Origin of the sequence: Rubrivirga halophila, from assembly GCF_046845755.1 — a bacterium.
Classification (GTDB): Bacteria; Bacteroidota; Rhodothermia; order Rhodothermales; family Rubricoccaceae; genus Rubrivirga.
On sequence record NZ_CP177357.1, the window covers coordinates 1,938,908 to 1,959,462 of the forward strand.

At 73.2% G+C, this 20,555-nt stretch carries 21 protein-coding genes; 4 read left to right on the plus strand and 17 right to left on the minus strand.

Annotated elements, in window-relative coordinates; genetic code table 11:
• Positions 1-42: 42 nt before the first annotated feature.
• The 4 genes from menB to ACLIRP_RS08605 are packed head-to-tail and all read right to left on the minus strand — an operon-like array spanning position 43 to position 4,831.
• Positions 43-942, minus strand: coding sequence for a 1,4-dihydroxy-2-naphthoyl-CoA synthase (gene menB / locus ACLIRP_RS08590; RefSeq protein WP_412063556.1), 900 nt, complete (start codon positions 940-942; stop codon positions 43-45).
• On the minus strand, positions 942-1,667 hold the full coding sequence (locus ACLIRP_RS08595) for an alpha/beta fold hydrolase (RefSeq protein WP_412063557.1): 726 nt from the start codon (positions 1,665-1,667) through the stop codon (positions 942-944). The genes menB and ACLIRP_RS08595 overlap by 1 nt, the downstream gene beginning before the upstream one ends.
• Complete coding sequence (gene menD / locus ACLIRP_RS08600; protein ID WP_412063558.1) at positions 1,664-3,436, minus strand: 2-succinyl-5-enolpyruvyl-6-hydroxy-3-cyclohexene-1-carboxylic-acid synthase; 1,773 nt, start codon at positions 3,434-3,436, stop codon at positions 1,664-1,666. Before menD ends, ACLIRP_RS08595 begins: the two co-directional genes overlap by 4 nt.
• Before the next feature lie 24 nt (positions 3,437-3,460).
• Positions 3,461-4,831, minus strand: a complete 1,371-nt coding sequence (locus ACLIRP_RS08605; protein WP_412063559.1) for an isochorismate synthase MenF — start codon at positions 4,829-4,831, stop codon at positions 3,461-3,463.
• Positions 4,832-4,979: 148 nt separating this feature from the next.
• Between ACLIRP_RS08605 and ubiE the strand changes: the two genes are divergently transcribed.
• Positions 4,980-5,705 (plus strand): bifunctional demethylmenaquinone methyltransferase/2-methoxy-6-polyprenyl-1,4-benzoquinol methylase UbiE, encoded by a 726-nt coding sequence (ubiE, locus tag ACLIRP_RS08610; protein ID WP_412063560.1) that lies wholly within the window; start codon positions 4,980-4,982, stop codon positions 5,703-5,705.
• Here ubiE and ACLIRP_RS08615 read toward each other — a convergent pair whose 3' ends face one another.
• Together ACLIRP_RS08615 and dapF are read right to left on the minus strand one after the other, a co-directional pair.
• On the minus strand, positions 5,706-6,317 hold the full coding sequence (locus ACLIRP_RS08615; RefSeq protein ID WP_412063561.1) for a hypothetical protein: 612 nt from the start codon (positions 6,315-6,317) through the stop codon (positions 5,706-5,708).
• 99 nt (positions 6,318-6,416) lie between these two features.
• Complete coding sequence (gene dapF / locus ACLIRP_RS08620; protein ID WP_412063562.1) at positions 6,417-7,292, minus strand: diaminopimelate epimerase; 876 nt, start codon at positions 7,290-7,292, stop codon at positions 6,417-6,419.
• Between the two features lie 181 nt (positions 7,293-7,473).
• Between dapF and ACLIRP_RS08625 the strand changes: the two genes are divergently transcribed.
• The 3 genes from ACLIRP_RS08625 to ACLIRP_RS08635 all read left to right on the plus strand — a co-directional run bounded on the left by ACLIRP_RS08625 (position 7,474) and on the right by ACLIRP_RS08635 (position 9,914).
• Positions 7,474-8,439, plus strand: a complete 966-nt coding sequence (locus ACLIRP_RS08625; protein ID WP_412063563.1) for a PhoH family protein — start codon at positions 7,474-7,476, stop codon at positions 8,437-8,439.
• 165 nt (positions 8,440-8,604) lie between these two features.
• Positions 8,605-9,393 carry an MBL fold metallo-hydrolase gene (locus ACLIRP_RS08630; protein ID WP_412063564.1) on the plus strand — a complete coding sequence of 263 codons (789 nt, stop codon included), beginning with the start codon at positions 8,605-8,607 and terminating at the stop codon, positions 9,391-9,393.
• 68 nt (positions 9,394-9,461) lie between these two features.
• On the plus strand, positions 9,462-9,914 hold the full coding sequence (locus ACLIRP_RS08635) for a hypothetical protein (protein WP_412063565.1): 453 nt from the start codon (positions 9,462-9,464) through the stop codon (positions 9,912-9,914).
• On the opposite strand, the gene ACLIRP_RS08640 is transcribed toward ACLIRP_RS08635, so the two are convergent.
• From ACLIRP_RS08640 to rfbC, 11 genes are all read right to left on the minus strand, one after another.
• Positions 9,901-10,542 carry an NUDIX hydrolase gene (locus ACLIRP_RS08640; protein WP_412063566.1) on the minus strand — a complete coding sequence of 214 codons (642 nt, stop codon included), beginning with the start codon at positions 10,540-10,542 and terminating at the stop codon, positions 9,901-9,903. The two genes, ACLIRP_RS08635 and ACLIRP_RS08640, sit on opposite strands and share 14 nt — an antisense overlap.
• Before the next feature lie 40 nt (positions 10,543-10,582).
• On the minus strand, positions 10,583-11,665 hold the full coding sequence (locus ACLIRP_RS08645) for a hypothetical protein (RefSeq protein WP_412063567.1): 1,083 nt from the start codon (positions 11,663-11,665) through the stop codon (positions 10,583-10,585).
• Between the two features lie 98 nt (positions 11,666-11,763).
• Positions 11,764-12,849 (minus strand): hypothetical protein, encoded by a 1,086-nt coding sequence (locus ACLIRP_RS08650; RefSeq protein WP_412063568.1) that lies wholly within the window; start codon positions 12,847-12,849, stop codon positions 11,764-11,766.
• 109 nt (positions 12,850-12,958) lie between these two features.
• A complete protein-coding gene (locus ACLIRP_RS08655; protein ID WP_412063569.1) occupies positions 12,959-14,041 on the minus strand; it encodes a hypothetical protein in 1,083 nt (360 codons plus the stop codon).
• Positions 14,042-14,151: 110 nt separating this feature from the next.
• Positions 14,152-14,934 carry an SDR family NAD(P)-dependent oxidoreductase gene (locus ACLIRP_RS08660; RefSeq protein ID WP_412063570.1) on the minus strand — a complete coding sequence of 261 codons (783 nt, stop codon included), beginning with the start codon at positions 14,932-14,934 and terminating at the stop codon, positions 14,152-14,154.
• A gap of 56 nt (positions 14,935-14,990) precedes the next feature.
• Positions 14,991-15,413 (minus strand): hypothetical protein, encoded by a 423-nt coding sequence (locus ACLIRP_RS08665; protein WP_412063571.1) that lies wholly within the window; start codon positions 15,411-15,413, stop codon positions 14,991-14,993.
• Positions 15,410-16,258, minus strand: coding sequence for a 3-hydroxybutyryl-CoA dehydrogenase (locus ACLIRP_RS08670; protein ID WP_412063572.1), 849 nt, complete (start codon positions 16,256-16,258; stop codon positions 15,410-15,412). The genes ACLIRP_RS08665 and ACLIRP_RS08670 overlap by 4 nt, the downstream gene beginning before the upstream one ends.
• A gap of 187 nt (positions 16,259-16,445) precedes the next feature.
• On the minus strand, positions 16,446-17,618 hold the full coding sequence (locus ACLIRP_RS08675; RefSeq protein WP_412063573.1) for a thiolase family protein: 1,173 nt from the start codon (positions 17,616-17,618) through the stop codon (positions 16,446-16,448).
• Between the two features lie 157 nt (positions 17,619-17,775).
• Entirely contained in the window at positions 17,776-18,957 is a 1,182-nt protein-coding gene (locus tag ACLIRP_RS08680; RefSeq protein WP_412063574.1) for a glycosyltransferase family 4 protein, read from the minus strand.
• Positions 18,958-19,089: 132 nt separating this feature from the next.
• On the minus strand, positions 19,090-19,962 hold the full coding sequence (rfbD, locus tag ACLIRP_RS08685; RefSeq protein WP_412063575.1) for a dTDP-4-dehydrorhamnose reductase: 873 nt from the start codon (positions 19,960-19,962) through the stop codon (positions 19,090-19,092).
• A complete protein-coding gene (gene rfbC / locus ACLIRP_RS08690) occupies positions 19,959-20,522 on the minus strand; it encodes a dTDP-4-dehydrorhamnose 3,5-epimerase (protein WP_412063576.1) in 564 nt (187 codons plus the stop codon). Before rfbC ends, rfbD begins: the two co-directional genes overlap by 4 nt.
• Positions 20,523-20,555: the final 33 nt, after the last annotated feature.

A 20,555-nucleotide genomic window follows, 5' to 3' on the forward strand; every position in this document is an offset into this window, starting at 1 on the left:
GGCGAAGGGCCTGGAACGTAGACACGCTCCCGGCGCCGAGCGCTACGGCCGGTAGCCGTCGGCGTCGAAGTCGGGCGCGCGGCGGTCGAGGTAGGCGTTCTTGCCCTCCTGGCCCTCCTCGGTCATGTAGAAGAGCATCGTCGCGTGGCCCGCCAGCTCCTGGAGCCCGGCGCCGCCGTCCTCGTCCGCGTTCGCAGCGGCCTTGATCATGCGGATGGCGAGGTTGGAGTTGGCCAGGATCTCGCGGCTCCACTGGACGGTCTCGCGCTCCAGCTCCGCGAGCGGCACGACGGTGTTGACGAGGCCCATCTCGAGCGCCTCGGCGGCCGAGTACGGGCGGCACAGGAACCAGATCTCGCGGGCCTTTTTCTGGCCCACCATCCGCGCGAGGTGCGTCGTGCCGTAGCCCGCGTCGAACGAGCCGACCTTGGGGCCGGTCTGCATGAACCGCGCGTTGTCGCTCGCGATCGTCAGGTCGCAGACGACGTGGAGCACGTGCCCGCCGCCGACGGCCCAGCCGTTGACGGCCGCGATGACCGGCTTGGGCATCTTGCGGATGCGCGTCTGGAAATCGAGCACGTTGAGCCGCTGCGTGCCGGTCTCCTTGCCGTCGGTGATCTCGCGGTAGCCGTGGTCGCCGCGGATGCGCTGGTCGCCACCCGAGCAAAAGGCCTTGTCGCCGGCGCCGGTGATCACGAACACACCGATGGACGGGTCGTCGCGGGCGTCGTCGATGGCCGCGATCATCTCGGTCACCGTCGTCGGGCGGAACGCGTTGCGGACCTCGGGGCGGTTGATCGTCACGCGAGCGATGCCGGCGGTGTCGGTGCCCGGGGCGCCCTTTTCGTAGACGATGTCCTCGAACTCGCCGACGGAGACCCACTCGAAGGGGCCGGAGACGGTGGGGCGGTCGGTGGTGTGGTGCGTCTGCGAGTCGGCCATCAATCGAGGTGGGTTCGGAGGAGCGAGGCGAGCGCGGCGGGGCGCTCGGCGGGGAGCAGGTGGGCGGCGTCGGGGACCGTCGCGGCGCGGATGGCCGGGGCGGTCGCCATCGCGGCGGCGAGCGCGACGAACTTGGCGTCGCGGGCGCCTGCTACGGCGAGCGTGGGGGCAGAGATTCCGTCGAGCGCGTCCCAGTGCGAGGGCTGCGCGCCCGTCCCCATCCCCCCCAGCGACCGCGCCAGCCCGGCTGGGTCGTTGTGCGCAATCCGGTCGGCGGTAAGGCGCCTGCGCGGGCCGTCGGGTAGCGCGAAGAGCGGCATCCGGTACCATGCGTCGACGAAGGCGGGGAAGTCTCGGAGGAGGCGGGCGGCCCGGCTCGCGTCGGTCTCACGACGGGAGGCGCGTTCGGCCGACGTTCGCAAGCCGGGCGAGGCCGAGACAAGCACGAGTCGGCGCACGGCCTCGGGGTGGCGGACCGCGAGGTGCAGCGCCAGCCGCCCGCCGAGCGAGTAGCCTACCCAATCGGCGGGACCGTCGAGCGCGGCGACGAGCCGGTCGGCCTCGGCGTCCATCGTGGTGTCGTCCGGGCTGGCATCGGCGCGGGTGCCGTGGCCGGGGAGGTCTGGCGCGAGCACGTCTCCCTTCTCCGGCAGGTGCTCGCGGACGGCATCCCAGTCGGCGCCCCGGCCCATGAACCCGTGGAGCAGGACGAGCGGCGGCCTCACGCGAGTGCCGCGTCGACGGCGCCGGCGACGTCCGCCTCGATCCGGGCGCGGAGCGCGGTCTGCTCGGCGCGGTCGGTGCGGACTTCGATGAGCGCGGAGGCGCCCGACGCGGTGGCGTGCGCGAACGCGTCGCGGAGGGCCGCCAGCGTCTCGGGCGCGTGGTACGCGAGCCCGACCTGGGCGGCGGCGTCTCGGAACACCAGCCCGTGCGGCGTTCCGAACATCCTCTCAAACGTGTCGGGGGCGACCGCGCCCGGCCCGCTCGCGACCGGCAACCGGTGGAAAATCCCGCCCCCATCGTTGTTGACGACGACGACGGTGACGGGCGGCCCCTCGCGGAGCAGCGCCAGACTCGTCTGGTCGTGGAGCAGGGCGAGGTCGCCGAGGAGCAGCACGATCGGCTTCCCGAGCCCGCGCGCGAGCCCGTGCGCCGTGGCGACCGTCCCGTCGATCCCGCTCGCGCCCCGATTCGCGACCACCCCCTCGCCCGCCCCGGCGGCCACAAACGCCTCGACGTCCCGGATCGGCATCGAGGCCGCGACGACGGTGCGCCAGCGCGTCGCCGTCACCGCTCGGGCGACGGCGATCTCGGACAAGTCATCGGGCAGACCCGCGAGCACGGCGACGGCCGCCCGGTCGGCCGTCGCCCATCGCTCGCGCCAGTCGCCCCTCCGCCACGACGACTCCCCATCCTCGACGGCAGTCTGGAGCGCGGCGAGAAGATCGGTCGGGGGACCGACAAAGCGATCGGTGACGAGACTGTCGGGGTCGCGCCGGTCCGCCGTCGGCGAGAGTTGGACGTAGATCTGGGGCTTTACGGTCGCGAGCAGGCGCGCGAGCCGCTTCGACGTCAGCCGTCCGTCGCCGACGTGAACCACGGCGTCCGGCCGCAGTGCATCGAGCGCGGCCGGGGACGCCAACAACAGGTCGGCGTGGGCGACGAGCGAATCCGAGTCGAGAGGCCGCTCGGCCCGAACGTCGGCGACGAGGGGCCAGCCGAGCCGATCTGCGAGCACCGTCGCCGCCCTGCCGTCGGCCCCAGGGCCCAGCACGACCAGCCCGCGCTCCGCGCTCCACAACTCGGCTACAAGCGCGTCGCCCGGTTCGTCGCCGGCGACACGCGCCCCCCCAACCGGAGCGTGCTGGCGGACGAACGGGGCGCCCGACTCGACCCAGCGTGAGACGTCCCCGAGCGCCGCCGACGTGTCCGTGCCGTCGGGCGTCGCCGCGAGGGGCTCGCGGAACGGGAGGTTGAGGTGGACCGGGCCGGCGGGTTGGCTCGCGCGATGCACCGCGTGCGCCGCCGTCGAGAGCACCCAGCGCGCGGGGACGTCGGGGCTCGGGACGGGCCAGTCGAGCGCCCACCGCGCGACGTCCTGGAAGATGGGCGGCTGGCGGATGGTCTGGTTCGCGCCCGTCGCGCGCAGTTCCTGCGGGCGATCAGCCGTGAGCAGCAGCAGCGGCACGCCGTCCGCATCCGCCTCGACGGCGGCGGGGAGCAGGTTCGCGGCGGCCGTCCCGCTCGTCGTGATGACCGCCGCGGGCCGTCCAGTCGCCCGGCCCCACCCCAGCGCGACGAACCCGGCGGCCCGCTCGTCCCAATGCACCAACACGTCGGCGCGCGGGTTGCTCGCGACGGCGACCGCCAGCGGCGTGCTCCGGCTCCCCGGGCAGACCACGAACAGCGTCGTGCCCTGCCGGACCAACTCCTCGACGAGCAGAGCCGCCCAGAGGTGGTTGATGTTCGGAGCGGCGGTGAGGTACGTCACGGACGCAAGATCGGCGTCGCCGGGCTAGGCCGCCGCCCGCGCGTCGAGCCCGAGCACGCGCGCAAAGTCGCCGATCTTGTGTTCGATCTCCGCCCACTCGGCCTCGGGATCCGACCCGGCCACGATCCCGGCGCCCGAGTACAGCGACAGCGAGCGGCCGTCGGCCAGGCCCGAGCGGATGCCGACCGCGAGGTCGGCGGCGAGGGCGCCCGCCGCGTCGCGGCCGATCCAGCCGATCGGGCCGGCGTACAGGCCGCGGTCGAACGGCTCAAGCCGGTCGATGGCGTCGAGCGCGCCCGGCGTGGGCGTCCCGCCGACGGCGGGCGTCGGGTGCAGGGCGCGGAGCACGTCGACCACGCCGACGCCGTCCGCCAGCGTCGCGCGGATGCCCGTCCGCAGGTGCCGGCCACGGGCCAGCGTCATCGCCCCGGCGCGGTCGTCGGCCTCGACCGACTCCGCCAACGGCGCGAGCGCGTCGACAATCGCGCGGACCACGAAGGCGTGCTCGCGCTGGTCCTTTTCAGAGTCGAGGAGTTCGGCGCGCAGGCGGTCGTCGGCGGCGTCGGCCTCGGCGCGCGGGCGCGTCCCGGCGACGGCCTCGGTCGAGAGCCGGCGGCCGTCGATGCGGAGCAGGCGCTCCGGCGTGGCCGTCAGAAACGTCGGGCCGCTGGCGCCCATGGGCGCCACGAGCGCGTGGTAGCAGCGGGGCGTGGCGGCTTCGAGCTGGCGCAAGAGCGCGATCGCATCGACGGGCTCGTCGAACAGGTAGCGGGCGCGGCGCGCGAGCACCACCTTGTCGAGCCGGCCGGCCCGGATGGCGGCGAGCGCGCGGCGGAGCATCCGGTCCCACTCGGCGCGGTCGGGGTCGTCGCGCCGCATGAACGGGAGCGAGAGGCCGGCGGCGACGGGCGCCGGCATGCGGACGGCCGCGAGCGCCGCGGCGGCATCGCTCGGCGACTCGCCGGGCGCGAGGTGGAGCGCGAGCGCGGCGGTCGCACCGTCGGAGCGGAACTCGATGCGGGGGAGCACGAGCCGGACCGCGCCAAAGGCGCGCCACTCCTCCCCCACCTCGGCCGTCACGTCGAACCGCGCCGTGGCCGTCAACCGGGCGTCCGGGGGCAGCGAGTCGAGCACCGCGGGGTCGACGGCGTCGAGCGACGGGGCGTCGAGGGCGAGCGCGGCGCCGGTGCTGGCCCGCGCGTCGGCATCGCCGCGTCCACGCCAGTAACTCGTCGGGGCGGACTGGGCGGCCGCCCACGCCAGCGCCTCCGCCGGAGCGGCGGGGACCTCGACGCGCAGCACGCCCTGGCCGGCCCATGAGCGGGCGGCCCGGTCGAGGGCGGAGGCGAGTCGGGCGGCCGGCGCGGAGGTCGGCGTGAGCGGTGCGAAGGGCACGGCAGTCGGGGGGACGGCGGGAAGGTAGGTCAGGGTCTACCCGACCCGGTTCAGCAGGTTTCAGAAATTAGTGAAAGCCCGATGACTCTGCACGGCCCGGGCACCGCGGCGTCGCTGGGGGGTAGTCGGCGTCCCCCTTCGCATCGAGATGACCAAGCCGCCCATCGGCCAGGCCCCCGGCAAGCGCCAGCACGTCGAGGCCATGTTCGACGACATCGCCCCGCGCTACGACGTCCTGAACCGCGTCCTGTCGTTCGGCACCGACATCCTGTGGCGGAAGCGGGCCGTCCGGCTGCTGCGCGACGGGCTCGCGGGGCCGCCCGACCGCCTCCTGGACGTGGCGACCGGGACGGCCGACCTCGCGATCGAGGCGCTCTCGCTCGGCGGCTCGGTCGTGGGCATCGACATCTCGGACGGGATGCTGGAGGGCGGCCGGGTCAAGGTCCGCGAGCAGGGGCTGGCGGACCGCCTGGAGCTGGTGCAGGCCGACGCCGCCGACCTGCCCTTCGGCGACGACTCGTTCGACGGCGCGTTCGTGGCGTTCGGCGTCCGCAACTTCGAGGACCTGCAAGCCGGGCTCCGCGACATCCGCCGCGTGCTGCGGCCCGGCGCCCCGCTCGTCGTGCTGGAGACGAGCCAGCCGACGGCGTTCCCCTTTAAGCAGGGCTACCAGGTCTACGCCAGACACATCATGCCCCGCGTGGGCAAGGCGCTGAGCGGCAACACGGAGGCGTACGAGTACCTCCCCGAGTCGGCGAGGGAGTTCCCGTACGGCGACGCGTTCATCCGCGAGCTGACCGCAGCGGGCTTTTCGGAGTGCATCGCCAAGCCGCAGACGTTCGGCGTCGCAAGCCTGTACCGCGGGCAAGCCTAGCTATTCGAGCACCATCCGGGCGCGGTCGGCCCAGATGCGGCGGAGCCCGACCGTCACGCCGACGAACGGACCCGGCCGGGCCGCGTCCCCGATCTCCTGGGCGAGCGTGAGGCCGACGGGCGCGGAGAGCACGGGCGACAGCGGGACCACGATCCGGGGCGAGACGGCCAGCCGAGCCACCGTGCCGTCGCCATAGAAGCTGGCGCCCGCGCCGACGGCCAGCTCGCGGCCGACCGTCCGGGTCCCGACGCGGCGCAGGCCGTGGAGGTACTCGAGCCCGAGCGCCCCGGCCGTGTCGTCCACCTCACCGAGGCCGGCGCCCGGCGCCGACTGGATCGGGGCTTGCACGGCGACCGAGAGCGCGACGGCGTGGCCGCTGCCGAACCGGTAGCCGGCTTCGCCGCCGACGGCCGCGAACAGCTCGGGCTGCGCCAGCCGGGGGCCCGCCGACAGCGTGCTGGTGGCAAACAACCCGGAGAGCAGCGGGCGATGGCGCTCGGTCAGCTCCCGCTTCGTCCGGTCGATCATCGGCTCGTCGGTCGGGAACTCGTCGGGGATGATCTGAGCGGAGGCGGCCGTCGCGAGCGCGAGGGCGAAGACGAGCGCTTTCATGGGTCGGGTGGCAAGAGGTCCAGAACGGCCGCGCCGCGTGGACGGCGGGTCGCAGGGCACCCGCAGTTTGCACCCGGATCCGTGACCCGTCAAGGCGTTTTAGCCGCGCCACTCGACGGTCCCCTCGTAGACCGTCTCCGCCGGGCCCGCGAGCGTGAGGTCCGTCACTGTCTCGCCGTCGGCCACGAACCCGACCGTCAGCGTCCCGCCCGGCATCTCGACGGCGACCGACTGCGGTCCGTCGCCCGCGAGTCGACCACCGAGGTGGGCCGCGAGGGCCGAGGCGACGGCGCCGGTCCCGCACGCCAGCGTCTCGGCCTCGACGCCTTTCTCAAACGTCCGCACGCGGATGCGGTCCGGGCCGGTGACCTGGACGAAGTCGACGTTCGTGCCCGCCGGCGCGAAGACGTCGGCCCTGCGCAAGCGGGCACCCTCGCCCGCCACGTCCGCCGCGTCGACGTCCGGGGTGAACACGACGGCGTGCTCGGTCCCGGTCCAGATGCCGAGCACGGCGGGCTCGACGCCGCGCGCGGGGTCGGCCTCGATGGCGGCGGGCGCCGCGTCGCGGTGCGGGGGGACGGCGAGCGAGACCGGCCCGCTCGCGGCGCGGCCCTCGACGGTCGCGCGGTACGGGCCGCCGTCGGTCTCGAACGCCAGCTCGACCGTGTCGTCTCCCTGGCCGAGGCCGGCGCGGGCGGCAAAGCGGGCGAGGCACCGCGCGCCGTTCCCGCACATCGTGCCGAGCGAGCCGTCGGCGTTGCGGTACCGCATCCGGAAGTCGAAGCCGTCTCCCCCGTCGGCGAGCGCCAGCAAGCCATCGGCGCCGACACCCGTGCGCCGCGGGCACAGCCGCCTGGCGAACGCCGCGAGCTCGTCGTCCGAAAAGTGCATAAAGCGGTTGTCCAGCACCACGAAGTCGTTGCCGGCGCCGTTCATCTTGGTGAACGGGACGATCAGGGCGGGGCGGTCGGGCATGGGTCGGCGGCAGGCGTGGGGCAAGGTGGCGCGTCCGGGCGGCCGGCGCCAGCGGCGCGCGCGGATCCTCGACGAAGGCGCCGCCGCCCCGAACCGCGCCCTCTCGGGATCGTTGCCGTTCCTTGACACACCGTTGTCGCACATCTCGGCTAGCTTTTCGCCACCCCCTCCCCCCGACCGCTTGGCTGCCAGCACTCCCGTCGACCGCACCGTGACCGTCCAGGGCGCAGAGCCCCTGCTGCTCTTCGGCTTCAACGACATCTACCTCCGCAAGATCGAGGCCGCGTTTGCCGACACACGGTTCGTCGCGCGCGGCGACCAGCTCAAGCTCCGGGGCGCCGAGGCCGACGTCGACCGCATCGAGCGCGTGATCTCAGAGCTCATCGTCATCCTCAACCGGAACGGCAACCTCACCGAGAACGACGTCGACACCGTGCTCGACCTGGCGCGCGTGGGGACCGGCCAGACGCGGGCGACGGCCTCGGACGCCATCTTGTTCACGCCTCAGGGCGGGACGATCCAGGCCAAGACGCCGGGGCAGGCGCGGCTCGTGGAGGCGGCGCGGCAATCCGACATCGCCTTCGCCGTCGGCCCGGCGGGCACCGGCAAGACGTACACAGCGGTCGCGCTCGCGGTGAGCGCGCTCAAGAGCCGGCAGGTCAAGAAGATCGTGCTCGCGCGCCCGGCGGTCGAGGCGGGCGAGAGCCTCGGGTTCCTGCCCGGCGGCCTGCGCGACAAGGTCGATCCGTACCTCCGCCCGCTCTACGACGCGCTCGAGGACATGATCGAGGGCGACAAGCTCCGGAGCTACCTCGAGCGCAACATCGTCGAGATCGTCCCCCTCGCCTACATGCGCGGCCGGACGCTCAACACGTCGTTCGTCATCCTGGACGAGGCCCAGAACGCGACGACGGGCCAGATGAAGATGTTCTTGACCCGGCTCGGCGCCGGCAGCCGCGCCATCGTCACTGGCGACGCGAGCCAGACCGATCTCCCCTCGCGCGCGCTCTCCGGGCTCGTCCAGGCCCGCGACATCCTGGAAGGCGTCGACGGCATCTCGTTTATCGACTTCACCAAGGAAGACGTCGTGCGCCACAAGCTGGTCAAGGACATCATCGCCGCGTACGAACGGGCAACGGGCGAGTGATGGGTGATGAGTAACGGGTGATGAGCGGTTGCCGCCCCGAACCGGTCCGGCTGCGGGGTGTCCACTCGGCCAGTTGGGAGGGTCAGTCTCCAAACGAGTCGGCGCAGCGCACGCGCCCCGCAATCGAGAGCGCCCACCCACCCATCACCCCGTACCCTCACTCCTTTGACCTACGGCGACCTCGAGATCCTGTCGCTCCCCGAGGGGCGCTTCACGGTCGGCCTCGACAAGCGGTTCGTGCCGTATGCCGACGGCGACCCGGCCCGACCGGGGACGCTGTTCATCTCGGTCACCCCGTTCGTGGTCCGAACGCCCGAGGCGACGTTGCTGATCGACACCGGACTGGGGACGTGGGCGGAGGGCCGCGGCACCGAGTTTTTGCTCGACGGGCTGGCGGCGCGCGGCGTGACGCCCGAGGCCGTCGACCGGGTGATCCTGTCGCACTTGCACTTCGACCACGCCGGCGGCGCGGTCTCGCCCGTCGGCGAGGCCTGGCGGCCGTCGTTCCCGAATGCCGACTACGTCGTCCAGCGCGCCGAACTGACCGCCGCCGGGTATGCGGGCGAGTCGGCCCGGGCGCGCGACATCGTAGCCGAGACGCTCGACCGCGCGGGCCAGCTCGCGCTCGTCGACGGCGACGCCGAGGTCGGCCGCATCGCGCTGACGGTGACCGGCGGGCACACGGGCGCCCACCAGGCCGTCCGCGTCCGCTCGGGCGCGCTCCAGGCCCTGTTCGGCGGCGACGTGCTGGGGACGCCGAGCCAGGTCACGCGGCGGTTCCAGGCCAAGTACGACGTCGACGGGGCCGCGTCGCAGGCGTGGCGCGACCGGCTGGCGAGCGAGGCGGCGGCCGAGGGGCACCTCCTGCTGTTCTACCACTCGACGGACGCGCCGGCCGCGTTCGTGGACCTCGGCGCGCGCGGCGAGCGGCGCGTCGAGCCCGTGTCGCTCTAGGCGAGCCGAAAGGCCCTGCCCGCGGGCGTCCGGCGCCCCTAGCTTCCCGCTCCCCTCTGTCGATCGCGATGCGCCCGCTGCTCCTGTCCGCCCTGTTCGTCTCGCTGCTCGCGCTCGGCGCCTGCGACTCCGACACGACGGAGGAGCCGCCGCCGCCGCCGCCGGAGGAGATCGTCCCCGTCGTGTTCGAGTACCGCGTCGACGCGCCCCAGGACATCTCGGACTTCGGGATCCGCTACACCGGCGAGGACGGCGAGGAGGTCGTCGTGCCGACGGCTCCGCCGTTCGCGTTCCCGTTCGTCGAGATCCTGGACCCGCTGCCGGTCGAGGCGCGGGGGCCGTACTCGGTCCGCATCTTCGGGTTCGTGCAGTCGGGCGGGGTCACCGCCCGCGTCCGCGCCTTTCGCGACGGGCTGCTCGTCGCGACGGCGCAGGTCTCGTCGGCCGGCGACGCGATGGGCGCCGTCGACGTCACGGCCACGCTCACCATCGGGCCGGACGGCGAGATCATCGAGGAATAAGCGGACCGACGACGGCGGCGACCTCGGCCAGCATCATCGCCGTCGCGCCCCACACGTCGTGGCCCGCGAGCGCGAAGTAGGGCACGTCCCAGCGGCCCAGCGGGGCGTCGCGCATCGCGCGCTGTCGGGCGCCGGGCGCGAGCAGGTCCGCCAGGGCGATGTCGAGCACGGCCGTCACCTCGGTCTCCTGCGCCACGAACGGCGGGCGCGCGCCGACGGTGGCGACGATGGGCCAAACCGAGAACCGCGAGGGCGGGATGTAGAGCGGCGTCAGGCGCCCGAGGATGACCACGGCCTCCGGCGCCACGCCGACCTCCTCGAAGGCCTCGCGGCGGGCGGCGTCCTCGGGCGTCTCGTCCCTCTCGATCCGGCCACCGGGCAACGACACCTGCCCGGCGTGCGTGCGCAGACTGCCGTGGCGGACAGTCAGCACGAACCGCGCCTCGCCCTCGTCGCCCGGGTACAGCAGCACGAGGGTGGCCGCGGGCGTCCCCTCGTTCTGCTCGATCGACAGGGTCTCGACGGTCGCCCGGGCTGGGAACGGCGCCATCTCGGCGTGCGCAGCGTGGCCGGGGAGGGGCTGGCGCAAGCGCTCGGCAAGGGGCGCGAGCAGGGCGTCGTATCGCATGGCGCCCCAACGCGCGTGGGGCGCCAGGGCTCCGTGCGCGCTACGGGGCGTCGGGGGCGATCCAGTACAGCGCGTGCGCCCGGTTAAGGTTCTGGCCCGACAGCCGGCGCGTCCCCAGAAAGTGCTTGCGGGGCTCGTAGTCGAGCGCGCTGCGGGGGTGCGCCGCGAAGGCGCCGTCGCCGCCCTGGACGGCGAAGGTGCGGAACGGCCCGGCCTCGCTTCGGATCACGACCTCGTACTCGCCGGGCGTGACGTCCTGAATGGTCCAGAGCGTCCGGTTGGCATTGGCCTGGCCGTACTGCGTGCCGCGGCTGTCCGGGGTGTAGAGGACGAACTCGGTGTGGCCCCACCCATACTGGAGCTGGGCGTGGCGGGCGCCCCACGCCACCTCGCGGCCCCCGCGACGGACCGAGACCTCGGCGATCGTGTTCGGGGGCATCTCGTCGGGCGAGATCCAGGCGTGGAAGTGCATCCGGTAGTCCGGCCGCTCCGCCTCGTGCTCGAAGTAGGCGTGCGTGCGCCACGGGCCCTCCAGCGCCATCGCGGTGACGGGGTTGTATGGGTCGCCGTTCGAGGACTGCGAGACCGTGAACGGCATCGACCCGACGACGTCGCCGTACAGCTCCACGTCGAACGTGTAGCGCTTGCCCGCCTCGACGGGGCGGTTCACATCGGACACGACGCCCGCCCGGCCCTTCAGCTTGGCGATCGCGGTGGCCCCGGTCGGCTCCGCTCGGCCGATGGTGGTGTGGACGACGACGTTGCCGGAGGCGTCGCGGATCACGAACGCCCCTTGGATCTCCTCCCGCTCCACCAGGCCGGGCGGGGGGAACAGCAGGAACGCCTCACCAATCCCGAACTGGCCGGCTGTCGGGTAAAACCGGGTGTCGAGCAGGCTCACAAAGTCGAGGGCCGGCATCGGCGCGCCGTCCGCCGGGCGGGGCGGCGTGTCGAGGGCCGCGCGCGCGTCGCCCGCCGTGGCCGCGGCGGCCTCGCGGGCGTCGGCGGACCGGTCCGTGACGGCGTCGCGCGCGCGGTTGAGGAGGCCCCGGAGCTGGGCGTCGGCCGTCGGGGCGGACGCCAGGAACAGGCCGATGAGGAGCAGGCTGGAGAGTCGACGCATGGCGTGAGGAGGGAGAGTCGCCCCTCCCTTCGCAGGAACGCTCGGCGCCGGGTCATCCGGACGCGGCCCCCACCCGGCGGAACCGCACGTTCCCTACCCTACTCCACCGGCGCGATCCAGTGCAGGGTCCGAAGCGTCCGGTTTCGGTTGCCGCCCATCCGGCGTGTCGTCAGAAAGTGCGCGCGCGGCTCGTAGTCGATCGCACTCCGGGCGTGGGGCACGAACGCTCCCCTGCCCCCCTCGATGGTGAACGTGCGCAGCGCCGTGCCGTCCTCGGTCGAGATCACGACCTCGTAGGGGCCGGGCGTCACGTCCTGAATGGTCCAGTTGGTGACGCGGGGCCCGCGATCCGCAAACCGGCCGGACCGTTGATCCCGACTGTCGGGCGTGAACAGCTGGAAGCTCACGGCGTGCCACTCCGCGTAGTTCGTCGCATACACCGTATCGAAGCCCCAAGCGATCTCGCGGCCGTCCCGACGGATCGAGACCTCCACGGGCTCGTAGTCGACCCCGTCGGCCGGGAGCATCTCGTCGGGCCGGATCCAGGTCTTGAACTCCAGGATGTAGTCTGGTCGGTCGGTCTCGTGCGAGAAGTAAGCATGCGTGCGCCACGGGCCGTCCAGCGTCAGCGTCGTGACCGGGTTGAACGGGTCCCCGTTGGACGACTCCGTCACGGTGAACGGGACGGACCCGACGAGATCACCGGTTACCTCCACATCGAGCGTGTGGCGGCCCGCCTGGACCGGGCGCTCCCGGTCGCCGATCCCCCGGCTCTGCAGCAAGACGAACGCATCGCCGGTGGACGACGGGGTCCACGCAAGCGCCTGTCGACTGACAACCTCCCCCGCCGCATCGCGGACGAGGAAAAGGGCTCGGTCCCCCTCGGGGGACGGGGGGAACACCAGGAAGACGTCCCCCAGGTCGAACGTCCCCTGGGCGGGGAAGAACCGGGTCGCCAGGAGGCTCGCGTAGTCGATGGCCGGAGCCGGGGCGCCGTCGGCCCGCGCCGGGGGGCGATCGGCCGCCGCCTCGGTCGCCCGGTCGCCGGCGTTGGAGACGGTCTCCGTGGCGCGGTTGAGCAGGCGGCCGAGCTGCGCGTCGGCGGTCGGCGCGCTTCCAACCGCGAGGGTGGCGAGAAAGGCGAGGCTGAGGAGGCGGGAGCCTCCGAACGAGCGGTACGACATGGGGGTGGGAGTTGGGGGTTCTACGTCCGAAGTGCGCGCCTGACGGGGGTCACGGGGCGGGCCTTCGCCTCGCTAGCGGATACGACCCGCCAGCCGAGGCGACGGCGCACTACTCGTCCGGCCCGATCCAGTAGAGCATCTGCGGGTAGTCTTTCCGGAACGACGACTGTCTCTCCAGACTCTTGGACAGCATCACGCGCGTCGTCAGGTAGCGCGTCCGCGGCTCGTGGTTCAGGTCGCTCCGCGGGTGGGGCACGAACGCCCCGTCGGTCGCCTCGATGGTGAACGTCCGGAACGGGCCGGACTCGGTTGCGAGGACGATCTCGTACGTCCCCGCCGTCACGTCCTGAATGGTCCAGGGGCGGCGGAACCGCTCGTCCGCGCGGCGGCCGTCGGGCAGGTCGCGGAACTCGGTCGGGATCAGCTCGAACCGTCGGCGGAGCCATCCGTGGTCCGTGCTGATGTGCCCGCCCCGCCCCCACGCGACCTCCTCGCCGCCACGGCGAACTGTCACCTCGACGGTCTCGCCAGTCGGCCCGTCGTCCGGGCCGACCCAGGCGTTAAAGTTGAGGTATGCCTCCGGGTCCTCGACCGAGTGCTCGAAGTAGGCGTGTGTGCGCCAGGGCCCGTCCAGCACCCACGCCGTCGACGGGCGGTACGGGTCGCCGCTCTCGACCATCGAGACCGTGAACGGGAGCGACCCGACGACCTCGCCGTAGAGCTCGACGTCGAGCGTGTAGCTCCCGCCGGGCTCGAGTGGGGCCTGATCGTCCCCGGGCACGCCGGCCCGGGTCATCAGGTTGACGATGGCGGCGGCGAGCGTTTCGGAGGCGCTGGACAGCGTCTGCCGGCCGGTCACTTCGCCGGAGGCGTTCCGGATCCGCCAGCCGGCGTCGATCGACTCCTGCTCGGCCAGGCCGGGGAGGGGGAACAGCAGGGGGATCTGGTCGAGGTGGAAGGTCCCCCGGTCTCGGTCGAACCGAGTGTCGAGCAACGCCGCGAAGTCGATGGCTGGGGCCGGGGCACCGTCGGCGCGGGCCGGGGGCCGGTCGGCGGCCCGCCGAGCCTGCTCGGCACGGCCGGAGACGGCCTCCTTGGCGCGGTCGAGCAGGCGGCCGATCTGGGCGTCGGCGGTGGGGGCGTCTCCCAGAAGGAGTGTGGCGAGTAGCGTGAGGCTGAGGACGCGAGACATGGGGCGCGGTGGGAGCGAGAGTCGCCCTTGCCTCCGCAGTCGGCGCCCGGCTGGGATCACGCCGGAGCCGTCCGCTCCGTGGGCGGATCGCCACCGGGCGCCCGGCGGAGCTACCGCCCGGCCGCGTCGCCCCGCGCGATCATCGTGTAGCCCGACTGCGCGCGCGGCGTCAGCAGCAGCTCATGCACGTTGACGCGCTCCGGCGCGTGCGCGCAGTACACGACCGCATCCGCCACGTCCTCCGGCGTCAGCGCGACGGTGTCGGCGTACACGGCGTCGGCCCGCTCGGCGTCGCCGTCGAAGCGGACGAGCGAGAAGTCGGTCTCGACCAGGCCGGGCGACACGGCCGTGACGCGGAGCGGCGTGCCGTGGAGGTCCACCTTGAGCCCGTCCGCCAGCGCGAGGACGGCGTGCTTGGTGGCGCAGTACACCACGCCGCCCGCGTAGACCGCGTGCCCCGCCGTCGAGCCGATGGGGACGACGTGGCCGCGCCCGCGCGCCAGCATCCCCGGGACGACGGCGCGGATCCCGTTGAGCACGCCCTTGACGTTCGTGTCGACCATCGCGTCGACCTCGGCGGGCGTGTTCTCCCAGACCGGCCGCAGCCCCTTCGCCAGCCCGGCGTTGAGGACGGCCACGTCGATGGCCGCCCAGTCCTCGGGGAGATCGCGGACGGCGGCGAGGTGGGCCTCCGGGTCGGTCACGTCGAGCACGATCGCTCGCGCGGTGTCGGGGCCGAGCGCGTCGTTGAGGTCGGCGGCCAGGTCGTCAAGGGCGTCGGCAGAGCGGGCGGTCAGGATCACGCGGTCGCCTTTGGCGGCGAAGGCGCGGGCGCACGCGGCGCCGATGCCGGCCGAGGCGCCGGTGATGAAAACGGTGAGTCGGTCGGCCATGGCAGCGGCGGGGTGTCGAGCCCGTACCCGCCCGCGCCCGCCCGCGATCCCGCCGGCTACCGGCCCGCGAGCAGCACGAGCCCCACGACGCAGGCCCCGGCGCCGATCCACTGGCGCGGGCTCAGCGCCTCCCCGAACGCGACGAGCCCGACGGCGAGGAGCACGACGGCCACGGCCACGTTGACGCCCAGGCTGGCGGTCGACAGCGGCCACCCGGCGCGGTACGCCAGCAGAAAGCCGGCCTCGATGACGAGCGCGCCGAGCCCGATGCCGAGCGCCGGGCGCCACGCGCTGCGGAGCGTCTCGACGACCGGCGTGCCGGCCGCGAGCACCGCGCCGACGCACGCCAGCAGCCCGACCGCGTACGCCAGCCCGATCACGACGAACGGCGCGGCCGTGTCGGGCACGGCCTTCTGCGCGAGGTGGTAGGCGACCGCCCCCGCCAGCGCAAGCACGAGCGGGAGCGGGCTCGCGGTCACGAGCTGTAGTCGTAGAAGCCCTGGCCCGACTTGCGGCCGAGCCGCCCGGCGGCCACCATCTTGCGCAGGAGCGGGCACGGGCGGTACTTGTCCTCGCCGAGCTCGCGGTGGAGCACCTCCAGGATGGCGAGGCACACGTCGAGCCCGATAAAGTCGGCGAGCGTCAGCGGGCCCATCGGGTGCGCCATGCCCAGCGTCATCACCGTGTCGACGGCCTCGGCGGTCGCGACGCCCTCGTGGACGCAGAAGACCGCCTCGTTGATCATCGGCATCAGCACGCGGTTCGACACGAACCCGGCCGCGTCGTTGACCTCGACGGGCACCTTGCCGAGCCCCTCCGACAGCTCGCGGATCGTCTCGTACGTCGCGTCGCTCGTCGCCAGGCCGCGAACGACCTCGACCAGCTTCATCACCGGGACCGGGTTGAAAAAGTGCATCCCGATCACTTGCTCCGGTCGCTGCGTCGCGCCAGCGATCTGGGTGATCGAAATCGACGACGTGTTCGAGGCCAGAATCGCGGACTCGGGCGCGTGGTCGTCGATCTGCTCGAAGATCTTGGCCTTCAGCGTCGCGTCCTCCGTCGCCGCCTCGACGACGAGATCGGCGTCCGCGACGCCCTTCGCGAGGTCGGTCTGCGTGTCGATGCGGCCGAGCGTGGCCGCCTGGTCGTCGGCGGTGATCCGCTCTTTGGCGACCTGGCGGGCCAGATTCTTGTCGACGGTGGCGAGCGCGGCGTCCAAGCGGGACTGGTCGAGGTCGACGAGCGTGACGGTGTGGCCGGACTGGGCGAACACGTGGGCGATGCCGTTGCCCATGGTGCCGGCGCCGATGACGGTGACGTTCATTCGAGTGATGCGTGAGGAGTGATGAGTGAAGGGCCTCAGAATCGAGTCCAATCCATTGGGGGCGGCGGTTTCTGCACGAGGACTGCGGACAAGACGCTCCCGAGGATCAGGTCACTGATCGGGACTGCGAGCCAGAAGAGCGATGCGTCTGTGATGCTACCCGCAGTTGCGGCAGGGTTCAGCGACCTCAACCCCTCTCCACGATCATCGCCGTGGCCTCGCCGCCGCCGATGCAGATGGCCGCGAGGCCCCGTTTGGCGTCGGTCTCGACCATCGCGTGCAGGAGGGTCGTCAGGATGCGGGCGCCGGAGGCGCCGATGGGGTGGCCGACGGCGACCGAGCCGCCGCGCACGTTGAGCTTCTCCGACGGGATGCCGAGCGCGTCTTGGGCCGCGAGCGCGACGACGGCGAACGCCTCGTTGACCTCGAACAGGTCGATGTCGTCCAGCGCCAGCCCGGCCTTGGCGAGCACCTTGTTGACGGCCTCGATGGGGGCCGTCGTGAACTCCATCGGCGCCTGGCTGTGCTGCGCCGAGGCGACGATGCGCGCCATCGGTGTCTTGCCGTTCGCCGACGCCCACGCCTCCGAGGCGACGACGAGCGCGGCGGCGCCGTCGTTGATCGAGCTGGCATTCGCGGCCGTCACCGTCCCCTCCTTGGTGAAGACGGCCCGCAGGGTCGGGATCTTGTCGAAGTTGGTCTTGGCCGGCTCCTCGTCGGTGTCGACGACCGTGTCGCCCTTTCGCCCGGGGACCGTCACCGAGACGATCTCCTGGGCGAAGGCGCCGTTCTCGACCGAGGCCTGGGCGCGCGTGTAGCTCTCGATCGAGAACGCGTCCTGGCGGTCGCGCGGGACGTTGCAGGTCACGCCGCAGGCGTCGGCGGCGACGCCCATCGCCACGCCGTCGTAGGCGTCGCGCAGGCCGTCGTGGAAGAGGCCGTCGACGACCTCGCCGTTGCCGTAGCCGTAGCCGTACCGCGCCTTCGGGAGGTAGAACGGCACCTGCGACATGTTCTCCATGCCCCCGGCCACGACGACGTCGGCGTCCCCGGCGCGGATGGCCTGGTCGGCCAGCATGACGGCCTTCATGCCCGACCCGCAGACCTTGTTGATGGTCATGCAGGCCACGCCTTGGGGGAGGTCGGCGGCGAGCGCGGCCTGACGAGCGGGCGCCTGCCCCTCCCCCGCCGTGACGACGTTGCCCAGGATGACCTCGTCCACCTGGTCCCTCGCCACGCCCGCGCGGTCGAGAGCGCCGGTGATGGCGGTGGCGCCGAGCTGGGGGGCGGAGACGGTCGAGAGCGCGCCGCCGAAGGAGCCCACGGGCGTGCGGGCGGCGGAGAGGATGACGGAGGCCATGGAGCAGAGGGGTTGGAAGCGTTTCCGAAGCTATCCGGGCCCGCCACCAACGGGGTTGACCGGCGGTGAAAACGCAAGCGTGCAGTGGGCGCGTCCCACCGCGCCCGCCGGCCCCAATCCCGGCGGGCCCTGCGACGGCGCCCTGCCCCTGGCGCCCCTAGCGCTCCGGCCCGGCCGTCGGCTCGAACCGCTCGTGGGCCACGCGCCCCGCACGCGGGGTGTCGGCCAGCTTGCGCCCCACGAGCGACTTGACCTGCTGGCGGCGCTCGGCGTAGCGGACGATGCGGCCGGGCGTCGGCAGGTACCGGACGTAGCCGAGGAACCCGTAGACGGCCGCGGAGCCGAACAGGAAGGTGACGAGTGCGGCGAGCGGGCGCATCGTCGCCATCGCGAGCGCCCCGAGCGCGAGGTACGCCCCGAAGGCGTACAGGGTCAGCGCCGCCCGGCGCGTCGACATCTGGGCCTGGAGCCGGTGGTGGATGTGGTCGCGGTCGGGGTAGAACAGCCGCTGGCCGGTAAGCTTGCGGCGCAGGATCGAGACGGCCGTATCGAGCACCGGGATCCCCATGATCACGGCCGGGATGACGAGGGCGAGGACGGGGTTGGGGTGAGCCGTCCCCCGCAGGGCGTACGCCGCGAGCGCGTAGCCGAGGAACAGGCTCCCGCTGTCGCCCATGAAGACCGTCGCGGGCGCGAAGTTGTAGCGCAGGAAGCCCAGGAGGGCGCCGCACACCGCCGCCGCCAGCACGAGGGCGCCGAGGTCGCCCCCGAGCGCGTGCGCCCCCGCCAGCCCCACGAACGCGATCGCGACGACGCCGGCCGCCAGCCCGTCCATCCCGTCGACCAGGTTGACGGCGTTCATCATACCGACCATCCAGACGACGGTGAGCAGCCCGGAGACGGCCAGCGCGAGCGGGCCGGCGCCGAGTGCGGCGTCGAACACCATCACGCGCGCCCCGCCCGCGAAGGCCAGCGCGGTCACGACGAGCTGCGCCACGAATTTCGCCCGGTGCGACATCGCCCGGCGGTCGTCCCAGAACCCCACCGCCGCGATCCCGAGCGCCCCGAGCACGACGAGCGGATCGGGCAACGTGAGGGCACCCGAGATGGACCGGGGGAGCTCGATCCGGGCGACGGTCATCACGCCGATCCCGACCACCGCGGCTCCGACGATGGCCAGGCCGCCGACGTTCGGGACCGCGTCCCGATGGATCTTCCGGGTCCCGTCGGGCTCGTCGAGCCACCCCACGCGACGCGCCACCCGACACACGGTCGGCACCAGCAGGAGCGCGGCGAAGAGGCTGACGAGAAACCCCAGCGCGAGAGCGAGAATGGGCATCACGGGATAACTACGGGGCTGTGGGGGACGCCCCATCTTGGCCGGTTAGATACGGCGAACGCCGTTAACCGACGCAGCGGTAGTACACCATACAGAACCGAGGCCGCCGGAGAGTCACGATTCCGCCCCGGTTCATGGCCGTGCCGACCACCGCTGAAGGATGGGCGCGAGGGCATCGCGCCAGTCCAACGGCGCCATGTCCAGCGCCGCCAGCGACGCCGCCAGCGCGAGGCCGACGCGCCTCGGACGGGGCGCCGGGGCGCCGTACGCCTCGGTCGAGATGGGGTCGACGGGGACGCGGGGGCAGAGCCCGGCCGCGCTGGCGGCCTCCACCAGCGCCGTCGCCAGGTCGTGCCACGTCGCGAGCGGCGTGCCGGCCACGTGGAGGACGGGCGGGAGCGCGCCCACGCGCTGGGCGGCGGCGAGCGCCGCTTGCGCGACGTAGGTGGCGGGCGTGGGGTGGCCCCACTGGTCGGCGACGACGCGCAGGCGCGGCGCGGTCTGGGCCAGACGCACCATCGTCGACGCGAAGTTGCCCGGGGCCGCGCTGAACACCCAGGCCGTGCGGAGCACGACGGCCGGGCCGCCCGCCGCGAGCGCCTCCGCCTCGCCCTGTGCTTTGCTTGCGCCGTAGACGTTGAGCGGCGAGACCGGGTCGTCGGGTCGGTAGTCCGCCCCGCTCATGCCGTCGAACACGTAGTCGGTCGACAGGGCCACCAGCCCGGTGCCCCGCTCGGCGCACGCCGCGGCCACGTTCGCCGTGCCCATGGCGTTGACCGCCATCGCCCGCGCGGGCTCGGCCTGGGCGCGGTCGACGGCCGTGTAGGCGGCGGCGTGGATGACGGCGTCCGGGGCGTGCGCGCGGAGCGCGGCACGGACGGCGGCGGCGTCCGTCACGTCGAGCCGCTGGCGGTCGAGCCCGACGACGGAGGTGCCGGCGGGCACGAGCCGCACGATCTCGCGGCCCACCTGTCCCCCAGCACCGGTCACGAGGAGGGTCTTCAAAACGGCGCCTCGGGAAGGTCGGAGGCCGCCAGCGACGCCAGCCAGGGCAGCGCGCGGTCCTTCTCGGAGACGACGGCCTCCTCCCGTGCCACCGGCCAGTCGATGCCGAGCGCGGGGTCGTCCCAGCGGACGCCGCCCTCGTCGCCGGGCTCGTATCCGGCGGTGCACCGGTAGAGCACGTCGGCGGTCTCGGAGACGACCGCGAACCCGTGCGCGAAGCCTGGCGGCACCCACAGCTGGCGGTGCGTCGCGTCCGACAGCTCGACGCCCTCCCACTCCCCGAACGTCGGCGACCCGGCGCGGAGGTCGAGGACGACGTCGTAGATGGCGCCGCGCACGACCTCGACCAGCTTGCCCTGCGGGCAGCGCCGCTGGAAGTGGAGCCCGCGGACGACGCCCCGGCGCGAGCGGCTGTGGTTGTCCTGCACCCACGGCCCCGGCATCCCGGCCTCGGCGTACCGGTCGGCGTGGAAGCGCTCCAGGAAGTAGCCGCGCTCGTCCTCGAACACGCGGGGCTCGACGAGCAGGACGCCCGGCAGCCGGGTCGGGTGGACGGTCATGAGGGCGGCCCGACGGGCGGGCGACGACCCGGC

Bases quoted from the DNA above. Each gene is read 5' to 3' on its own strand.
- menB (WP_412063556.1), bottom strand. From the start codon at position 942: ATGGCCGACTCGCAGACGCACCACACCACCGACCGCCCCACCGTCTCC.
- ubiE (WP_412063560.1), top strand. From the start codon at position 4,980: ATGACCAAGCCGCCCATCGGCCAGGCCCCCGGCAAGCGCCAGCACGTC.
- ACLIRP_RS08615 (WP_412063561.1), bottom strand. From the start codon at position 6,317: ATGAAAGCGCTCGTCTTCGCCCTCGCGCTCGCGACGGCCGCCTCCGCT.
- dapF (WP_412063562.1), bottom strand. From the start codon at position 7,292: ATGCCCGACCGCCCCGCCCTGATCGTCCCGTTCACCAAGATGAACGGC.
- ACLIRP_RS08635 (WP_412063565.1), top strand. From the start codon at position 9,462: ATGCGCCCGCTGCTCCTGTCCGCCCTGTTCGTCTCGCTGCTCGCGCTC.
- ACLIRP_RS08640 (WP_412063566.1), bottom strand. From the start codon at position 10,542: ATGCGATACGACGCCCTGCTCGCGCCCCTTGCCGAGCGCTTGCGCCAG.
- ACLIRP_RS08645 (WP_412063567.1), bottom strand. From the start codon at position 11,665: ATGCGTCGACTCTCCAGCCTGCTCCTCATCGGCCTGTTCCTGGCGTCC.
- ACLIRP_RS08650 (WP_412063568.1), bottom strand. From the start codon at position 12,849: ATGTCGTACCGCTCGTTCGGAGGCTCCCGCCTCCTCAGCCTCGCCTTT.
- ACLIRP_RS08655 (WP_412063569.1), bottom strand. From the start codon at position 14,041: ATGTCTCGCGTCCTCAGCCTCACGCTACTCGCCACACTCCTTCTGGGA.
- ACLIRP_RS08660 (WP_412063570.1), bottom strand. From the start codon at position 14,934: ATGGCCGACCGACTCACCGTTTTCATCACCGGCGCCTCGGCCGGCATC.
- ACLIRP_RS08670 (WP_412063572.1), bottom strand. From the start codon at position 16,258: ATGAACGTCACCGTCATCGGCGCCGGCACCATGGGCAACGGCATCGCC.
- ACLIRP_RS08675 (WP_412063573.1), bottom strand. From the start codon at position 17,618: ATGGCCTCCGTCATCCTCTCCGCCGCCCGCACGCCCGTGGGCTCCTTC.
- ACLIRP_RS08680 (WP_412063574.1), bottom strand. From the start codon at position 18,957: ATGCCCATTCTCGCTCTCGCGCTGGGGTTTCTCGTCAGCCTCTTCGCC.
- rfbC (WP_412063576.1), bottom strand. From the start codon at position 20,522: ATGACCGTCCACCCGACCCGGCTGCCGGGCGTCCTGCTCGTCGAGCCC.